Annotated in this window: 14 protein-coding genes; 5 read left to right on the forward strand and 9 right to left on the reverse strand. The window is 71.1% G+C overall.

What is annotated here, in order from left to right; translation table 11 throughout:
- The first annotated feature begins 26 nt into the window (after positions 1-26).
- Entirely contained in the window at positions 27-950 is a 924-nt protein-coding gene (locus tag DY218_RS22105) for an NAD(P)H-binding protein (protein WP_128557866.1), read from the forward strand.
- A gap of 126 nt (positions 951-1,076) precedes the next feature.
- On the opposite strand, the gene DY218_RS22110 is transcribed toward DY218_RS22105, so the two are convergent.
- Positions 1,077-2,030 (reverse strand): AraC family transcriptional regulator, encoded by a 954-nt coding sequence (locus DY218_RS22110; RefSeq protein ID WP_128557867.1) that lies wholly within the window; start codon positions 2,028-2,030, stop codon positions 1,077-1,079.
- Positions 2,031-2,144: 114 nt separating this feature from the next.
- Between DY218_RS22110 and DY218_RS22115 the strand changes: the two genes are divergently transcribed.
- Positions 2,145-3,032, forward strand: a complete 888-nt coding sequence (locus tag DY218_RS22115) for an NAD(P)H-binding protein (RefSeq protein ID WP_128557868.1) — start codon at positions 2,145-2,147, stop codon at positions 3,030-3,032.
- 7 nt (positions 3,033-3,039) lie between these two features.
- Here the strand turns inward: DY218_RS22115 and DY218_RS22120 are convergent, their stop codons facing one another.
- From DY218_RS22120 to DY218_RS22150, 7 genes are all read right to left on the reverse strand, one after another.
- Positions 3,040-3,981: a glycoside hydrolase family protein gene (locus DY218_RS22120; protein WP_128557869.1), complete on the reverse strand. Its 942-nt coding sequence runs from the start codon at positions 3,979-3,981 to the stop codon at positions 3,040-3,042.
- Positions 3,982-3,986: 5 nt separating this feature from the next.
- Positions 3,987-5,600 (reverse strand): type 2 periplasmic-binding domain-containing protein, encoded by a 1,614-nt coding sequence (locus tag DY218_RS22125; RefSeq protein ID WP_128557870.1) that lies wholly within the window; start codon positions 5,598-5,600, stop codon positions 3,987-3,989.
- A complete protein-coding gene (locus DY218_RS22130; protein WP_128557871.1) occupies positions 5,597-6,547 on the reverse strand; it encodes a carbohydrate ABC transporter permease in 951 nt (316 codons plus the stop codon). The genes DY218_RS22125 and DY218_RS22130 overlap by 4 nt, the downstream gene beginning before the upstream one ends.
- Entirely contained in the window at positions 6,544-7,593 is a 1,050-nt protein-coding gene (locus DY218_RS22135) for an ABC transporter permease (RefSeq protein WP_128557872.1), read from the reverse strand. The genes DY218_RS22130 and DY218_RS22135 overlap by 4 nt, the downstream gene beginning before the upstream one ends.
- 192 nt (positions 7,594-7,785) lie before the next feature.
- Positions 7,786-8,730, reverse strand: a complete 945-nt coding sequence (locus DY218_RS22140; protein WP_128557873.1) for a DUF6807 domain-containing protein — start codon at positions 8,728-8,730, stop codon at positions 7,786-7,788.
- A gap of 187 nt (positions 8,731-8,917) precedes the next feature.
- Positions 8,918-11,953, reverse strand: coding sequence for an alpha-mannosidase (locus DY218_RS22145; RefSeq protein WP_128557874.1), 3,036 nt, complete (start codon positions 11,951-11,953; stop codon positions 8,918-8,920).
- A gap of 257 nt (positions 11,954-12,210) precedes the next feature.
- Positions 12,211-13,257, reverse strand: coding sequence for a LacI family DNA-binding transcriptional regulator (locus tag DY218_RS22150; protein WP_128557875.1), 1,047 nt, complete (start codon positions 13,255-13,257; stop codon positions 12,211-12,213).
- A gap of 318 nt (positions 13,258-13,575) precedes the next feature.
- On the opposite strand from DY218_RS22150, the gene DY218_RS22155 reads away from it, so the two are divergent.
- From DY218_RS22155 to DY218_RS22165, 3 genes are all read left to right on the forward strand, one after another.
- Positions 13,576-14,814 (forward strand): S8 family peptidase, encoded by a 1,239-nt coding sequence (locus tag DY218_RS22155; protein WP_128557876.1) that lies wholly within the window; start codon positions 13,576-13,578, stop codon positions 14,812-14,814.
- 380 nt (positions 14,815-15,194) lie between these two features.
- Positions 15,195-16,310 (forward strand): twin-arginine translocation signal domain-containing protein, encoded by a 1,116-nt coding sequence (locus tag DY218_RS22160; protein ID WP_128557877.1) that lies wholly within the window; start codon positions 15,195-15,197, stop codon positions 16,308-16,310.
- A 93-nt stretch (positions 16,311-16,403) separates the two neighbouring features.
- Positions 16,404-17,114 (forward strand): DUF2470 domain-containing protein, encoded by a 711-nt coding sequence (locus tag DY218_RS22165; RefSeq protein ID WP_128557878.1) that lies wholly within the window; start codon positions 16,404-16,406, stop codon positions 17,112-17,114.
- Positions 17,115-17,135: 21 nt separating this feature from the next.
- Here the strand turns inward: DY218_RS22165 and DY218_RS22170 are convergent, their stop codons facing one another.
- Positions 17,136-17,987, reverse strand: a complete 852-nt coding sequence (locus tag DY218_RS22170) for a siderophore-interacting protein (RefSeq protein ID WP_128557879.1) — start codon at positions 17,985-17,987, stop codon at positions 17,136-17,138.
- Positions 17,988-18,033 lie beyond the last annotated feature (46 nt).

The following is an 18,033-nucleotide window of genomic DNA, read 5'->3' on the forward strand; positions in this document are numbered from 1 at the left end:
TCGCCCGGCACGGCCAGGGTTGCCGTATGACACATGCGAACATCACGACAGGCACCGGCCCGACGACTGACACGAAGGCGGCGACGGACGCGGCCGGTAGGCCCGCCGTCGGCACGGTCCTGGTCACCGGTGGCACCGGCAAGACCGGCCGCAGGACCGTGGCGCGGCTCCGTGAGCTCGGCGTGGACACGCGGGCGGCGGCACGGTCGGGAGACACCCTGTTCGACTGGACGGACCGCGCCACCTGGGCCCCCGCACTCGACGGGGTCGACACCGTCCACATCGTCCCTCTCGACACATCGCCGTCCCCGACCCCGGCCTTCGTCGAGCAGGCCGTCGCCGGCGGTGTGCGGCGCATCGTGCTGCTCTCGGCCCGCGGCGTGGACGTGCCCGGCTACTTCGGGCCCGACCTCGCCAACGGCGGCCCGCATGCCGAGGGCGAAGAGGCCGTCCGGTCCTCCGGCGCCGCCTGGACGATCCTGCGGCCCGGATGGTTCGCCCAGAACTTCAGCGAGGGCTTCTTCCTCGACGGCGTACGGGCCGGCGAACTGGCCCTGCCCACCGGCGAGGGGAAGGCCGCCTTCGTCGATGCCGAAGACATCGCGGCAGTCGCCGTGGCAGCCCTCACGGAGGACGGCCACGACGGCCAGGCGTACGACCTCTCCGGCCCCCGAGCGCTCGGCATCGCCGACGCACTCGACGAGATCGCGAGAGCGACCGGCACCCGCGCTGCCCGCTATGTGCCCGTACGGGACACCGAGTTCCGGGCCGGCCTACTGGCACAGGGCGTCTCCGCGGAGGAGGCCGCGCTGTGGACGGAGGCGATGCGGCTGATCCGGACCAGCCAGGAGGCCCCGGTCGTGGACGGCGTACAGCGGGCACTCGGCCGCCCACCACGTGACTTCACCGCATTCGCCCAAACCGCGGCGAGGAACGGCGCCTGGAGCTGAGAGGGCGGGCCCCGGGAGGACGGGCGAGGGCCGGGTGCCGGGGCGTGGCCCGCACCCGGCCCTCCCCTCCGGCACCGCACACCCGCCCATCCGCCGCCCGACGCCTGCCCGCACGTGCTCGGACGCTCACCCCGCCGGCACCGCGCGTCCCGGCACCCCGCTGCCGCCCGCACCCTGCCGGTACGCGCTCGGGCTCTCACCCCGGAGCCGCTTGAACGCCGCGCTGAAGCCGAACGCGTCGGCGTAACCGACTCGCCGCGCCACGGCCGCCACCGTCAGTTCCGGGCGGGTCAGGAGATCGGCGGCCAGCGTCATCCGCCACTCGGTCAGATACGCCACGGGGCCGTCACCGACCAGTTCCGTGAACCGCTTCGCCAGGGTCGTCCTGGACGCTCCCGCCCGGTTCGCCAGCTCCGCCGTGGTCCACGGATGCGCGGGATCCGCATGGATCGCCCGCAGGGCAGGACCCACCACCTCGTCGCCGAGTGCGCCGTACCAGCCGGGCGGTTCGGCCTCCGGACGATCGAACCAGTCCCGCAGCGTGCACACGAGCAGCCAGTCGAGGAGCCGGTCGAGCACGATCTGGTGGCCCGGCCGCCCACCGCCGATCTGCGCCGCCAGATAGTCCCGCAGCGGAGCGCAGTCCTCCGTGTCGGGCACCACCACGACCGGCGGCAGCGCACGCAGCAACCGCTGCGGGACCTGCGCGCGTACGTCGTAGGCGGCAGCCAACAGCACGGTGGAGCAGTCCAGTTCGACGTCCAGGTCCACCGGCTCCGGCGCGTCCTCGCCCCAGTGCACCTCCCGGGCGCCGGTCACCTGCGCATCTCCCGGACGGGGCGCCGGATCGTCCGTGAAGGAGAACGGCGCCGGCCCTCGGACGATCGCCGCCTCACCGACCGCGATGTGCCGCGGCTCTCCCGTCTCCGGCACGATCCACCCCGCTCCCCGCAACGGCAGACACAACGTCAGATACGCACCGTCGGTGAACCGCAGCGACCACGGCGCCCACAGCACCGACCGCCCGAACACCGCACCCCTGCCCCGCACACCCTGCAACAGCTCGTCCACCAGGTCCATGCCGCCCACGATAGGCAGAGCCTCCGACAGTACGGCGCACGTCCCGGACGATCACCCATGCACGGCGGACGGACGCCCATGGTCCCGGCGCCGGCCCTCGGATGCACTGGTGCCATGACACCGACCACGCCCACACCCGCCCCCACGCCCACACGCACGACCGGGCAGCGCGCCTCCTCCGACATCCTCGTCCTCGGAGCCACCGGCAAGACCGGCCGCCGGCTCGTCGCCCGGTTGCGCGACACCGGCGGCGCACGCGTCCGGGCCGCCTCCCGCTCCGGCGAGACCGCCTTCGACTGGACCCGGCCCGACACCTGGGAGCCGGCGTTCGCCGGCGCCGGTGCCGTGTACCTCGTGGCGCCCGACGACCCTTCTCCCGTACGGGAGTTCGTGCAGCGCGCGACGGAGTCCGGCGTACGCCGCTTCGTGGCCCTGTCCGGCCATGGCATCGAGAAGGCGGGGCCCGACTTCGGCCAGGGCATGGTCGCCGGCGAGGAGGCCGTCCGTACCTCCGGCGTCGAGTGGACCGTCCTGCGGCCCAACAACTTCTTCCAGAACTTCGACGAGGATCTGTGGCTGCCACCGCTGCGGGCAGGCCGGCTCGCCCTGCCGATCGGGGCGATGCCGGAACCGTTCATCGACGCCGACGACGTGGCGGCGGTTGCGGCGAAGACACTGACCGAGGACGGTCACGCGGGCCGGGTCTACGAACTGTCCGGCCCGCGCGCCCTCACCTTCGCCGAGGCCACCCGGACCATCGCCGAGGCGGCCGGCCGGCCCATCCGCTACGAGGAGCTCACGCCCGCCGCCCACCGCGCCGAACTCGTCGCCGAAGGCTGGCCGGAGGCCGCCGCCGATGCGCTCGGCGCCATGTTCGCCCTGCACCGGGCGGGCCACACGGCCGAGGTGACCGACGACGTCCACCGGGTGCTCGGCCGCCCGCCCGCCGACCTGGCGCCCTGGGCGCAACGCGTCGCGGCACAGGGGACCTGGGCGCCCTGACCGGGTCTCACTTCCACGTCAGGACGGGGCCCGAGGCGGTGAGCGTGACGGGGGTGGCCGCGATCCGCCAGCTGCGGCCGTTGTCGTCGTTGCCCTGGAAGAAGAGATAGCGGTCGCCGTTGTGGACGAGCGTGCCGGGGTGGCCGCTCTCCGAGGAGTTCCAGGTGCCCGGTGCGCCGTTGGGGAGGAGGGGCTCGGTGCTGCCGCGCTCCCAGGTGGCGCCGTCGGTGCTGGTGGCCCAGCCGATCTGCTGCGGGGCGTTGTTGTAGGCGCCGGCGTAGAACATGCCGAAGCGTTCGCCGTCCCAGGTCAGGGCGGGTGCCTCGATGCAGTCCTGCTCCCAGGGCAGCTCGGGTCGCAGCGCCGGCCCGTCCGGCGTCAGATGGGTCCATGCCTCGGGGCCGAACCCGCTGTCGGCCGCGGCGGTCGCGGTGCCGACCATCTGCACCCGCATGTCCGGGTCGCGCGTCGCGTACGCGAGCAGCAGCCGGTCCCCGTACAGCACCGCGTCCGCGTCGATGGCCCGCCCGCAGGACCAGGCGAGCGGGGCCCGCAGCACGGGATTGCCCGGATGCGGGGCGAAGTCGATTCCGTCCGCGCTGCTCGCATGGCAGATCGCGTCGCGGCTGCCGGTGCCGTACGTCTGGAAGAAGAGGTGCACACGGTCCCCGATGACGACGGCGCCGGGCGCCGCGGCCCCGGCGGCGTCGTACTCCCCGAAGGCGCCGAGCACCCGGACAAGTGACCAGTCGACCAGGTCGTCGCTCTCGGCCACGCCGATGCTCCAGCGTTCGCCCTCGCCCGCCGAGCGGCCCGGCGGCAGTGTGAGGTAGAGCAGAAAGCGGCCCCCGAACCGTACGACCGAGGGATCCTTGGCGAAGGACCGGCCGTCCGGTCCTGGGGCGCCCCACGGCTGTCCCAGGGTGTGAATCTGCTGCTGCGTCACCATCGTTGTCAGCCCGCCTTGACCTCGAGTGCCTGCTCGTACTCCGCGCGCATCGCATCGCCGCCGCGCCGCCGCCACCGCCGGACCGTCTCGGGCCAGGCGCTCACCTTGGCCCGGCCGAGCAGGACGTCGTTGGTGGTGTCGTCGATGAACTTCCCCAGGAGTTCGCCCTTCTTGGAGGAGGTGGGTGAGTACAGTCCGTGGACCGGCCCGGGCTTCATGCCGGGCGTCACCGCCTTCAGGTTGCGGTACATCTCCTTGGTGCCGTCCGGGAATCCCGGCAGGTAGAGGGGCTTGGGGGATTCGGTGAGGTACTGGATCGGGAAGTCGCCGAGGCCGGTCTCGCTGTTGCCGACGGCGGTCATCCGCGGATCGCCGTCCTTGACCGTGTGGTGGATGCCCTCGATGCCGTACTTGCGGAAGGTGTACTCGTCCGTGCCGATCGGTGCCGAGCACCAGTTGAGGAAGTCGAGCAGCATCTCGATGCGCTCGGGTGCGGCGCGGCTGACGCCCGTGATGGCGTTGTTGGGGTTGAGGTACCAGGGTTTGGCGGGTGCCCCGTCGGGGCCGGGCACGATCGGCAGGCCGATCTCGAAGTCACCCTTGGCCTGTTGGTACAGGCCGGCGAGGGCCGAGTAGGTGTCCTGCATCATCGACACCGCGCCGGACTGGAACCAGGCCTTGCCGTTGTAGGAGGTGATGCCGTCCGGGTGGGCCAGCTTCTCCCTGACCATGCGCCGGCTGATGTCCAGGACCTCGAGCCATTCCTCCGTCTCCTTGAAGTACGTGAGCTTCCCGCCGTGCTCCGCCCAGTCGTTGGAGATGCCCATCATCGTGCAGAGAATGCTGGTGGGAACGGAGGCGAAGGCCCAGCGGTTGTTCCGGTCGTCGGACATGCTCCGGGCGACGGACATCAGCTCGTCCACAGTGGAGAACTCGGGGTCCACCCCGCGCTCACGGAACAGGTCGGCGCGCACCAGGAGCGCGAGCGCCGACAGCGCGCCCCGGGGCACTGGCAGCGCGAAGATGCGCCCCGAGAACACACAGCCGCGCCACGAATCCGTCGGAATGCTCGCCAGGAAGGGGTACTTGAGGATCGCCCGCCCCGACAGATACGGAGTGAGGTCCTGCGCCTTCGCCTCGAGCAGCTGCGGCAGATACGGCGTGCGGTCGGGGATGGTCCAGATGTCGCCGAGTGCGTCGCCGGCCACCTGGGTCTGGAACTTGTCGGTGTGGTCGGCGTGCGGGGTGATGGTCAGGCCGAGGTTCAGATTCGTACGGGCGTTGAGCTCCTGCCAGTACCGGTTGCGGTCGGGTGGCGGTGGAATCGGGGTGTTGATGGCCACCGAGCCCTTGACCTCGGAGCCGTCCCCGGGCTTGCGCGAGTACGCCCGCTCGGTGGTCCGCGGATAGCGCAGATAGGCGTCCGGCACCAAGGGGTTCACCGTGGGGAGGTCCGGCTCGGCGCCCTTCCAGCGGCGGTACACCGGGAGTTCGGCCGGTTTGTTGATGGCGGCGACGTCCGTGGACCTGGAGACGGTGGAGCAGCCGGTCAGGGCACTGGCCCCGAGCAATGCCCCGCCCACGAAGGTGCGGCGGCTGAGACGGTGCGGCACGGTCATCCTTTCACCGCCCCGGTCAGCATGCCCTTGGAGAAGTGGCGCTGCAGGAACGGATAGACGAGAAGGATCGGCACGATGGAGATGACGAGGATCGCCATCTGGATCGACTCCTGCGGAGGCAGCGCCTCGGCGCTCGCACCCAACTGCGAGCTGCCCAGCTGCGCTTCGTTCACCACGAACGTGCGCAGGACCAGCTGGAGGGGCCATTTCGCGGTGTCGTTGATGTAGAGGAGGGCGTTGAAGAAGTTGTTCCAGTACCCCACCGCATAGAAGAGCCCGATCACGGCGAGCACCGCACGTGACAGGGGCAGTACGACCCGCCAGAAGATGCCGAACTCGCCGGCGCCGTCGATGCGGGCGCTGTCGATCAGTTCTCGGGGGATGTTCATGAAGAACGACCGCAGCACGATCACGTTGAAGCCGCTGACCGCGGTGGGCAGGATCAACGCCCAGAGGGAGTCGAGCAGTCCGAACTGCTTCACCGTGAGATACGTCGGGATCAGGCCGGGGGTGAAGAGCAGGGTGAGCAGCACCAGCAGGAGCATCGCCCTGTTGCCCACGGTGCCGGAGCGGCTGAGCGCGTAGGCGAGCATCGTCGACAGGGTGAGGCTGACGAAGGTGCCTCCGAGGGTGACCAGACCGCTGACCACGAGGGCCTGGGTGACCACTCCCCCGGCGAACAGCGTGCGGTACGTGGACAGGTCGAGGGAGGTCGGCCACAGCACGAAGCCGCCGGCCTGGGTGACCTCGTGCGGGTCCGCCACGCTCGTCGCGACGATGCCGACGAAGGGGACGACGACGATCGCGCACAGCACGGTCAGGACGACACCCTTCAGGCCGCGTACGGGCAACGACGGTGCGTCCAGGGGGCGTTCACCCCGAGGGGAGCGCCGCGAGGGTTTCCGGGGCGGGCGGGAGCGCTCCCGCGGATCCGTAAGAGTGGTCATCGCTTCTCGTACACTCCCGACTCACCGAAGACATGGGCGACCTTGTTCGCGCCGTACACCAGCGCGACTCCGACGAGTCCCTTCACCAGACCGACGGCCGCGGCCACTCCCCACTGCCCGCCGACGATGCCGTTGTTGTAGACGTAGGTGTCGAGGACTTCGCTCGCCTCCCGGCCGAAGGCCTTCTGCTGGAGCAGGATCTGCTCGAAGCCGACGGTCAGGGAGTCGCCGAGCCGCAGGATCAGTAGCATGATGATGATTCCGCGCATGCCCGGCAGGGTGACGTGCCACAGCTGCCGCATCTTCGAGGCCCCGTCGACGCTCGCCGCCTCGTAGAGCGTCGGGCTGATCTGGGCGAGGACCGCGAGGAAGAGGATGGTGGCCCAGCCGGTGTCCTTCCACATCACCTGGCTGGTGATCACGGCGATGAACGCGTCGGGGTTGCCGAGGATGTTCACCGTGCCCTGACCGGCCGACCGCAGCGCGTTGTTGAGCATTCCGCCGCCGCCCAGCATCTGCTGGAAGATCGCGACGACGATCACCCAGGAGAGGAAGTGCGGGAGATACAGGATCGACTGCACGATCTTCTTGAGCCGCTCGGACATCAGGGAGTTGAGCAGCAGTGCGAGCAGGATCGGCGCCGGGAAGACGAACACCACCTGCACCAGGGTGATCGTCAGGGTGTTGCCCACGGCGTTCAGGAACTCCTGGTCGCCGTTGAAGATGACCGAGAAGTTGTCGAAGCCGACCCAGGCGCTGCGGCCCAGCGGGACGAACGGCAGGTACTCCTGGAAGGCGATGAAGTTGCCGAGCAGCGGCAGATAGGCGAAGGCCAGCATCACCCCGAGACCGGGCAGGGCCATCAGCAGGACGACCCGGTCCCGGACGATCCGCCGCAGCAGTCCTGCCCTGGGCGCGACCGGGATGCCCGGCTTCGCCGGATCGTCGCGGCCGCGCGCCGGCCCGTCCCGCCCGGTCCGCGGGAGCGGCACGGGGTCCGCGCCGGCCGGACGGCCGACGCCGCGACGACGTACTCCAGAGCTCATGGGTGTCTCGCTTCCGAGATGGCACGGGGATGACACGGGGATGGCACGACGCACTCATGTGAACGTTCATGTGAACGACCATGTGAACGTTCACTTGAGCGCAGAAGGTACAAGCGCTTTCTCCGGGGGTCCAGATGTGCGACGCCGCGGTCCTGCTTGCCGGTTCAGGCGTCGATCACGGCCTGCGCGGTGTCACCACGGCAAGCCATTGAGGTGAGTCGCGGCACGCTCGTGGTCCCAGGCGCCGTCGGCGACGACGACGCGATAGCGGTACGCGAAGGACTCCCCCGCCGGCAGTTCGAACTCCTCGAAGAACGCCCAGGAGAACGCGACCGACGGAATGGGCGTCGACCGCACGAACCAGTGCGAGGCGTGCACGGCGTCCGGCCCGAGATTCTCGGGCGCGTGCGCGAACAGGAGCGTGGAGTGGGCGTCGACGTCATCGTGCTCCGCGGTGAAGCCGACCCAATCCGCTTCGGTGGCCGCGGCGCCCATCGTCTCCTCGTCGGTGGCCGGTCCGGCGGGCGTCAGGACCTGCCCGCCGGTGAAGTCGCGCGGACCGCGCCACTGCAGACCGGTGTAGCCGGCCATCTCGCGCCCTGCGGTGGTTGGGGAGCCGAAGCGCAACGGGCCTGCGTCGGCACGGGTGTTGGTGAGATGGATGGACCAGTCGACGGCGTAGGCGCCGGCGTCCGGGTCGACGGAGTGCACCGTGATGCCGCGCCGCTCCCGCGCCCATTCGGCGCCGCCGTTCTCCACCCAGGTGAGGTGGGAGGCGAGCACCACCCGCTCGCCGGTGGCCTGCACCGCGTCGAATCCGTCGTGCCGCATGGCGCCGACCCGCTCGGGCAGCCGCTGATAGCCCTGCTCGGGACCGAGGTAGCTGACCCCGCCCCAGAAGTTCTGGCCGGACAGATGGCTCGCGGTCATCTGCAGGCCCTTGTGCCAGCGGTGGTCGTTCGGCCGGTAGCCGGAGGCCAGGCGGCCGGCGAGGGTGCGCAGCGGGTGGATGTACGGCTTGCGTGCCTCGTACGGGTCGGGGTCGGGGCGGTAGACGTAGGAGAGGATCTCGGTGTCGCCGGCCCGGACGGTGAGCCGGTCGCCGACGGTGTGGACGATGCTGAGCGGGGTGGTCACTGCTGCTCCTCGGTGGCTCGGCGCGCATGGGGCGCCCGGAGTCTGGGTGGTCGCCGTGCGTGGACACGGCGCACGGGATGGCTTGGCCCGGCCGGCGTTCACCGGATTGCCGGTGAACGCCGGCCAGCGCCTGACACGGCACCGGTTCAGGGCGGCGGGCGGATTCGAGCGCGCGGCCGGCCTCGGCTCAGCCGCGGCCGAACCGCAGCGTCACCATCTGGAACGGCCGCAGGGCGAGCGACCATCCGCCGCCGTCGGCCACCGCGGGCTGTGGGGCGTCCGCGAGCGGGCGCTCCAACAGGTCGGTCGGTACGGGGCGTTCGGCGGCGAAGCCGTCCACGCGGACCGTGGCCGTGGCCCGCCCGCCGTGCGCCTCGTAGAGCCGTACGACCAGGTCGCCGCTGCGGTCGTCGGCCTGCTTGACCGCGCTGATCACGACTGCTTCGTCGTCCACCGTCACAAGAGGGGCGATATCGGCGGCGGTTCCGGTGACGGTGTGCTCGGGGAGGTTGATCCGGGCGCCCTCGCGGACCGCGTCACCGATCGTGGCGCCCGGTACGAGTGCGTGCCGGAAACGGTGGACACCCTGGTCGGTCTCCGGGTCCGGATAGCGGGGCGCCCGCAGCAGGGACGCCCGCACGGTGGTCGTCGTCCCCGCGTCGGCGCCGTCGCGCACCGTGCGGGTGACGTCGTGGCCGTAGGTGGCGTCGTTGACGAGGGCCGCGCCCCAGCCCGGTTCCTCCAGGTGTACGAAGCGGTGGTTGCAGGCCTCGAACTTGGCCCACTCCCAGCTGGTGTTCTGGTGTGTGGGCCGGTACACGTGCCCGAACTGTGTCTCCGACGCGTACCGGTCGGCCTTCACATCCAGCGGGAACGACAGCTTCAGGAAGCGCTCGGTCTCGTGCCAGTCCACCAGGGTGTCGATGTCGAGCCGCTTGGCGTCCGCCGGCACCGACAGGAGCTGGGCGACGTACGAGTCGCCGAAGACGCGCTCGACGCGCACCGAACTCCCCTCGACACTCAGGTCCTTGACCTGGGTGAGGTCGCTGCCGGTGTTCCGGTAGAAGGAGTCGACGTCCCAGGCGTCCCACTGATTGGGGAAGTCCGGGTGCAGCTGCAGCAGATTGGCCGCCTCGCCCGGCGCCACGGCCTCCCGGCGGGCGGCGCGGTCGTACACGGAGACCACCAGGCCGCGGGCGTCGATCTCGACCCGCAGCAGACCGTTGTCGAGGACGTACCCGCCGCCCTCGCGCGGGACGGGGGTGACTGCGCCGCCGTCGCCGGGCCGGGCCGAGGCGCCGCCGGCCCGGATGCCGCGGCGGGTGTGCGGGGCGGAGTTGAACACCAGCTCCCGTCCGCCCGACGGGTCGCCGGCCAGGGCGCTCTGCGCCTGACCGATGATGTCCTGCAGTTCCTCGGCGATCCGCGCATAGGTCTCGCGCGCCTCGCGGTGCACCCAGGCGATGGAGGAGCCGGGCAGGATGTCGTGGAACTGGTGCAGCAGGACCGTCTTCCAGATGGCCTCCAACTGCTCGTACGGGTACGTGTATTCGGTCCGTACGGCCGCCGTGGTGGCCCAGAGTTCGGCCTGGGTCAGGAGGGATTCGCTGCGCCTGTTGCCGCGTTTCGTGCCGGCCTGGCTGGTGAGGGTGGCGCGGTGCAGTTCGAGGTAGAGCTCGCCCACCCAGACGGGCGGGTCGGGGTACTCGGCCTCGGCCTCGGCGAAGAAGTCGGCCGGTGCCGCCCAGTCGACCTTCGGTGCGCCTTCCAGATCGCGCATGCGCGCCGCCCGGGCGACCATCTCACGGGTGGTGCCGCCTCCGCCGTCGCCGAATCCGGTCGGCGCGAGGGACCGGGTGGCGACGCCCTTCTCTTTGAAGTTGCGTACGGCATGGGCGAGTTGAGCACCCGTCATCTCGCAGTTGTAGGTGTCGACGGGCGGGAAGTGGGTGAAGACGCGGCTGCCGTCGATGCCTTCCCAGGAGAAGGTGTGGTGCGGGAAGGGGTTGGTTTTGCTCCACGAGATCTTCTGAGTGAGCAGCCGGGTCGCGCCGGCCGCCCGGATGATCTGCGGCAGCCCCGCGGCGAAGCCGAAGGTGTCGGGCAGCCAGGCCTCGTCGGTCTCCAGGCCGAACTCCTCCAGGAAGAAGCGCTTCCCGTACACGAACTGACGGGCCATCGCCTCCGACCCGGGCATGTTGGTGTCCGACTCCACCCACATTCCGCCGGCCGGTACGAACCTGCCGTCCGCGACCGCCTTCTTCACCCGCGCGTACACCTCGGGCCGGTGCTCCTTGATCCAGGCGAACTGCTGGGCCTGCGACATGGCGAAGACGAAGTCGGGATCGTCCTCGATGAGCGCCGTCATGTTCGACGCCGTACGGGCCACCTTGCGCACCGTCTCGCGCAGCGGCCAGAGCCAGGCGGAGTCGATGTGCGCGTGGCCGACGGCGGTGATGCGGTGCGCGGTGGGGGCGGCGGGAGCGGCGAGCACGCCCGCGAGTTCGTCCCGCGCGGCCGCCGCCGTCGCGTTCACGTCCTGCAGGTCGAGGGCGTCGAGCGACCGGCTCACCGCGCGCAGGATCTCCCAGCGGCGGGCCCCGTCGACGGGCAACTCGGCCATCAGCTCGCCGAGCACCTCCAGGTCCACCACGAGGTTCCACACAGTCTCGTCGAGGACGGCGAGCCGCATCTCGCCGAGCACGTACAGGGGCGCGTCACCCGCGGTCGCCTTCTCGCCGAGCAGGGTCGGCTGGAACGGTACGCCGCTCGCCTCGAGATCGGGGTTGGAGGCGGCCTCGATGCGCCAGTGCACCTCTTCGCCGCCGGCCACCGGAGAGCCCACGCGTACCTGGGAGTTGAGCGGATGGATGCCCTTGACCGGGGTCCCGTCGGGCAGGTGGACGAGCCCTTCGCACTGGAAGCCCGGCTGGCGGGTCGTGAAGCCGAGGTCGAGGACGGCCTCGACGGTGCGGCCCGCCCACTCGGCGGGCACCGTGCCGGTGACCTTGAACCAGCTGGTCCCCCAGGGCGCGCCCCAGGCGGTGCCCGCGGTGATCGGCCGGGTCGGCGCGGCCAGTCCGTCGGCCACCGGGACGGGCTCGCCCGGAGTGGACCAGATCTCCACGTCCAGCGGTGTCGTGGCGGGGTGGATGGCCGGGCGGATGCGCTCCCGGAGGACGCGCTCCAGACGCCCTTCGACAAGCTTCCGGTCGTCGTGCATGAATGCATCTCCTGTGGCTGCGAGCGTGCGTGATGAGCCCGGAAAACCGGCTGGTCGATCGCGACCCTAGGATTCGAGTGAACGATCACACAAGGGTCGCGACACAGCTTTTCCAACGTTGGAATCGCCAGCGCCACCACCGCGCCCGGCGACCGGTCGGCGCACGTCGGCAGCCGATCGGCGCACCCGGACCACCGGCCGTCGCACCCGGGCCACCGGCCGACGCGCGTGGACCGTCAACCGGCATGCGTCGCCGATCAGTTCGTACGGGTCGGGGCCGGACCGGTCGACTCCCGCGGGATGAACCGGTGCAGCGCACCCGCCTCCACCGGCCCCACCGGCGCCTCTCCGCCGAGCCGGGACAGGAGCCGGCGGACGGTCTGCCGGCCCTGGCGTTCCCGGTCGACGCTGACGGTGGTCAGGGTGGGGCGGAAGTAGCTGCCGATCTCCCAGTCGTCCCAGCCGCAGACGCTGATGTCGCCGGGCACCTCGACACCCAGGCTCTGCAGCCCGCTGATCACACCGAACGCCAACTGGTCGGAGGCGGCGAAGACAGCCGTCGCACCGCAGTCCGCGATCACGTCCTTGGCCGCCTCCCAGCCGGACTGCACACTCCACTCGGCCTCGACCACGGCGCACGACTCGAGCCCCAACTCGTCCAGCGTCGCCTCGTACACGGCACGCCGCCCCTGGGCAGACAGCCACTCCCGCGGTCCCGTGACATGGGCGAATCGGCGGTGCCCCAGATCCGCCAGGTGCCGCACCACATCGGCCGCGATCGAGGCGTCGGCGAAGGCGCCGCGCGAGCGCATCTCGTCGTCGTACACGCCGTCGATCACGATGGGTACGCCGTACTCGGAGTCCTGCGCCAGGCCCTCGCCGAGCGAGGTGAAGGACAGTACGCCGTCCGTCCCTTCGCTCTGCAGCAGCGCCTCGAGCCGTGCGGTCCGCGCCGCGGCATCGCCCTCCAGGCTGACGACCTCGAGCAGATAGCCGGCCTCGTGCGCCTCCGCGGCCGCGCCGCGCAGCAGGGCGGGCGACATCCGCTCGGAGGTGCCGGGAAGGATGAGAGTCAGCCGGTTGGAGCGACGGGTGCGCATCGTCCTGGCCGCCTGGTTGAGCCGGTAGCCGAGCTCCTCGACCGCGTCCGCCACCTTGCTCGCCGTCTCCGGTCGCACCGTGGGGTCCTCGCGCAGAAACCGCGAGACCGTCTGGTGCGACACACCGGCCAGCCGCGCGACCTCCCGAATCGTCGGCCGCTTCTTCGCACCGGCCCCCCGGAGTACCGGCACCTCCTCCGCCATGGTCCTCACCTTTTCACGCGGCACCGGCGTCCGGAAGCCCTCTCATCAGGGGGCGCACGGCGGGCCCGGACTACGGGTACGGGCGGCTCGTGACCCGAACGGCATGTGACCGGCGTGTGACCGCAGGTGGACGGGCGGGACCGTATCGCGGCCTTTGCTCCGGTTCTCTGTTGCCGGAGGCCGGCAGTCGCGTGATGAACACGCACAACTGTTGGGCACCGCACGGGAGTTGGCAACGATGACATGTACGCGGCCGGCCCATCGGGCAGGCCGTGAGGCTCCCTTCCCCACCTCTCGCCAGACAGGAGTTCCCTCCACATGTCATCCATCCCGTCCACGTCACCCACCTCACCCGTGTCGTCCACCCGGCGCTTCAGCAAGCGCCGCCTCGGTCTCGCCGTGGCGGCCGCGGTCGCCGTCACCGCCGCAACCACCGCCGTCGCTCTGCCCGCCGGTGCGGCCCCCGCCGAAGGCGTCGTGCTCGGCGCCGGTGCACCCGGCGCGGTCGAGGGCGAGTTCGTCGTCCTGCTGGACGGCAAGGCCGGCACCGCGGCGAAGAAGGACCTCGCCCGACAGTACGGAGGCGAACTCGACCGCAGTTTCTCCTCCGTCAACGGCTTCTCCGCCGAGCAGCTCAGCCCGGCCGAGGCCCGGAGACTGGCTGCCGACCCGGCCGTCGACAAGGTCGTGCAGAGCAGGACGTTCACCGTCGACACCACCCAGCCCTCCCCGCCGTCCTGGGGCCTCGACCGGATCGACCAGCCCGACCTGCCGCTCGACGACGCGTACACGTACCCGGACAGCGCGGGCGAGGGCGTCACCGCGTACGTCATCGACACGGGCGTGCGCGTCAGTCACAACGACTTCGAGGGCCGTGCCAGTGACGGCTACGACGCGGTCGACGACGACAACGAGGCGCAGGACGGCCACGGTCACGGCACACATGTCGCGGGCACTCTGGCCGGTGCGGAGCACGGCGTCGCCAAGAAGGCCGACGTCGTGGGGGTACGCGTACTCAACGACCAGGGCTCCGGCACCACGGCCCAGGTCGTCGCCGGCATCGACTGGGTGACCGAGAACCACGAGGGCCCCTCCGTCGCCAACCTCAGCCTCGGCGGCGGCCCCGACGAGGCCATCGACACCGCCGTCCGTGCGGCCGTCTCCTCGGGGGTGACCGTCGCCGTCGCCGCGGGCAACTCCGCGGACGACGCCGCCAACTACTCCCCCGCCCGGGTCACCGAGGCGCTCACCGTCGCCGCGAGCGACAGCGCCGACGGGCAGGCCTACTTCTCCAACTACGGCAGCACGGTGGACCTCTACGCCCCCGGCGTCGACATAGTCTCCGACTTCAACACGGGAGACGACGCCACCACCACGTACTCGGGCACCTCGCAGGCCACCCCGCACGTGGCGGGCGCCGCCGCGATCCACCTCGCCGAGCACCCGGAGGCCACACCGGAGGAGGTGGCCGACGCCCTGAGCGCGAACGCCGCCGAGGACCGCATCACCGACCCGACCGAGGGCACCCCCAACAAGCTCGTCCAGGTCACCGAGTAACCGCCCGGCGTGTGGGGGCCGCCCCGTCCGACGGCCCCCACACCCACACCGCCTCCCCGACGGGGCGGCCGACGGCCCGTGGGGGTGCCGCCGGCCGCCCACCCCTTTCGGGATCGCAGGGCTCCGCCCCGGAATGCATTCCAGCCACGCGGTTCGCCCTTCGCGTCGGATGATGTCGGTACGTCGGGCGCGGATCTGTCCGTGGCAGATGCCGAGTAATGGGAGCCACCTGCGTCTTTCCGCGAGCAGCAAGCCCGGTGTGTTCCGATGGTTGACCGCTGTGCACGGCGGCTGCAACTCTGGATTCGATTCCAGGAGTTGACCACCAGAGCTGCGCCCCCGACCAACGGCACGACCGCCATCGTGGAAAGGCACCTGCCATGGCCCGCACCCCCTCCGGACTGACGCGACGCACCTTCCTGGGCACCACAGCCGCAACGGGAACGGCCGCACTACTCGGTTCCCCCGCATCGGCATCGGCACCGACTGCGGCGGACGCAGAGGCCTGGCCGTCGTACCCGGACGGTCGCCCCGTCGCGACCCGGCGGCTCGACGCGCAGGACGCCGGCCCGGTGCTGCGGCACGGCGACGGCCCGGACCGCTGCGACATCCACGGCGCGCGGGACGTCTGGGTGTACCGCTACCGCGGCACCCTGTACATGCACTACGACGGCGCCGGCGACGAGGGCTGGCTCGCCTGCCTGGCCACGAGCAGGAACGGCACCGACTGGACCAAGCACGGCCCGGTCCTCGAGCTCGGCGCACCCGGCTCCGACGACAGCAAGTCGGCCAGTTACGGCGTCACTTACCGGGCGGCACCCGGCGACTGGCACCTGTACTACCTCGGCACACCGAACGCCTCACCACCGCCCGACCGCGTCCCCGCCTTCCCGTACCTCACCATGAAGGCACACGGCCCCGGCCCCACCGGGCCATGGACCAAGCAGCCGGACGTGGAGCCGTTCCGCCCGCAACCGGACACCTACTACTCGCTGACCGCGAGCCCCGGCCACGTCGTCCGCCACCGCGGCGAGTACCTGCAGTTCTTCAGCGCCTCCGTACAGGACTCCACCAGTACGAAGCGGACCATCGGCATCGCCCGCACCCGCGACCTCAACGGACCGTGGCAGCCCGACCCCGAGCCGATCGTCCCGCTGGACGAACAGATCGAGAACGCCTCCCTCCATTACGAGCACGCGAACGACACCTGGTTCCTCTTCACCAATCACGTCGGGCTCGACGAGTCCGGCGAGTACACCGACGCGATCTGGGTGTACTGGACGCGCGACCTGAACCAGTGGGACGCACGGGACAAGGCGGCCGTCCTCGACCGGACCAACTGCGCCTGGTCGCCCTACATCATGGGACTGCCCTCGGTCGTCCCCCTGCACGGCCGCCTGGCGCTCTTCTACGACGGCCGCGCCGCGCGCGACGTCTCACACATGGGTCGCGACGTCGGACTGGCCTGGCTCGACCTGCCCCTGTGCCCGCCGTAGGCGCACCCCCCTACCTCCAGGCGCCCTCGGCGGGTTAGGTTAGGCATACCTAAGTTAGCCGCCCAGGTCTCGTCCACGCTCTGGAGCACCGGAATGCGCACCCCCACCACTCGCGCCAAGCAGCCGACCGCTGCCGAACGCGTCCATTCCATCCTGTATGCCGCGCAGTCGATGACCGTCGTCACCGACGGCGCGCACAGAGCCGTGCACCGCCTCGACGGTTCGGGGGCCATGGGCCACATCCATCTGCACCCGCCGACCGGCGAACCACCGGTGCACTCGGGGCCTCAGTCACGTATGCCGGTGCGCCTGGAGTTCACCGATGTCGCGCCCACCTCGGTCCGCGACCGGATCCGCGCCCGCCTCACCGTCACGGGTCTGCTCTGCGAGCCGTACGCGGACGACGAACCGGAGGGCACCTGCATGGAGTTCGGGCAGGCGATGCTCCAGGACACCACCGGCCGCCACTTCGTCACCCTCGACGAACTGAGCTGCTCCGCACCGGATCCGCTCGCGGCCCACGAGTCGGCCATGCTGACGCACCTCCTGGACGGTCACCGCGAACTCGTCCCGCTGCTGGTCCGGCTCGTCCGCCCGCGCCCCGCGAAGGGGATGCTGCGGGCGGTTCCGCTCGCCATGGACAGGTACGGACTGACGCTGCGCCTCGAATACCCGGCGACGCACGCGGACGTCCGGCTGCCCTTCGCCACCCAGGCACGGAGTCCGGAGGAAGCCGGACCGCGGGTCCGCGGGCTGCTCGCCGCCGCCCGGCGCGCCTCGCACCGCAACCGCCTGGGCGCCTGATCCGGCCGCCCCCACCGCTCCTCACCGCATCGCCTCGGCGCGGTCCGCAGCGTCCTCCTCGGTGAGGTCGTCGTCCTGGGTGAGGTGCAGGCGCCAGTAGCCGGTGAAGGCCACGGCGGACCTGTCCATGCCGCGGTCGTTCACCAGGTGGCGCCGTACGGACCGTACGAGCGAGGCCTCACCGGCGACCCAGGCCTGGCCGTCACCGGCGGGCAGTTCGGCTCGGCGCACCGCTTCGAGCAGGGCCGATCCCTGCCCCGCCGGATCGCCGCCGCGGTGCACCCAGCACACCTCGGCGTCGCCCGCGGTCCGCCATCGCTGTTCCTCGGCCGCGTCCGCCACCTCCGCGTACACCAGCGCACGCTCGCCCGGCGCCAGGGACTCGACGAAGGCGCCGATGGCCGGCAGCGCGGTCTCGTCGCCGACGAACAGCCGCCAGGATTCCCGCCGTTCGCCCCACGGGCGCGCCGACGCGGGACCGTACATCCAGGTCATGTCCCCCGGCTTCGCGGCCGCGGCCCACTTCGAGGCCGGACCCGCCCCTCCGTCCGCGCCGTGCAGCACGAAGTCGATCTCGATCTGCCGGCGCTCGGCCAGATGGCGCCTGACCGTGTACGAGCGCATCCAGGGCCGCTCGGCATCGGGGACGGCCAGATAGTCGCGGTACCACCGGGCGATGTCGCCGTCCTCCGGCGCCGGAGGCACCCTGAGCGGCTGATCGCCCTTCGCGAAGAACAGCTTGACCTGCTGGTCCGGCGCCACCGATGTGAAGTCGCGCAGGCCGGCACCTTCGAAGGTGATGCGCCGCATACGAGGGGTGAGATACGCGGCGCCGACGACGCGCAGTTCGGTGGAGATCATGGATCGGGTCATGACGGTGTTCCTCCGGCTGGCGTGGCGCGACCGCCTCGGTTCATGG

This window comes from Streptomyces triticagri (assembly GCF_003429565.1).
GTDB classification, from domain to species: Bacteria; Actinomycetota; Actinomycetes; order Streptomycetales; family Streptomycetaceae; genus Streptomyces; species Streptomyces triticagri.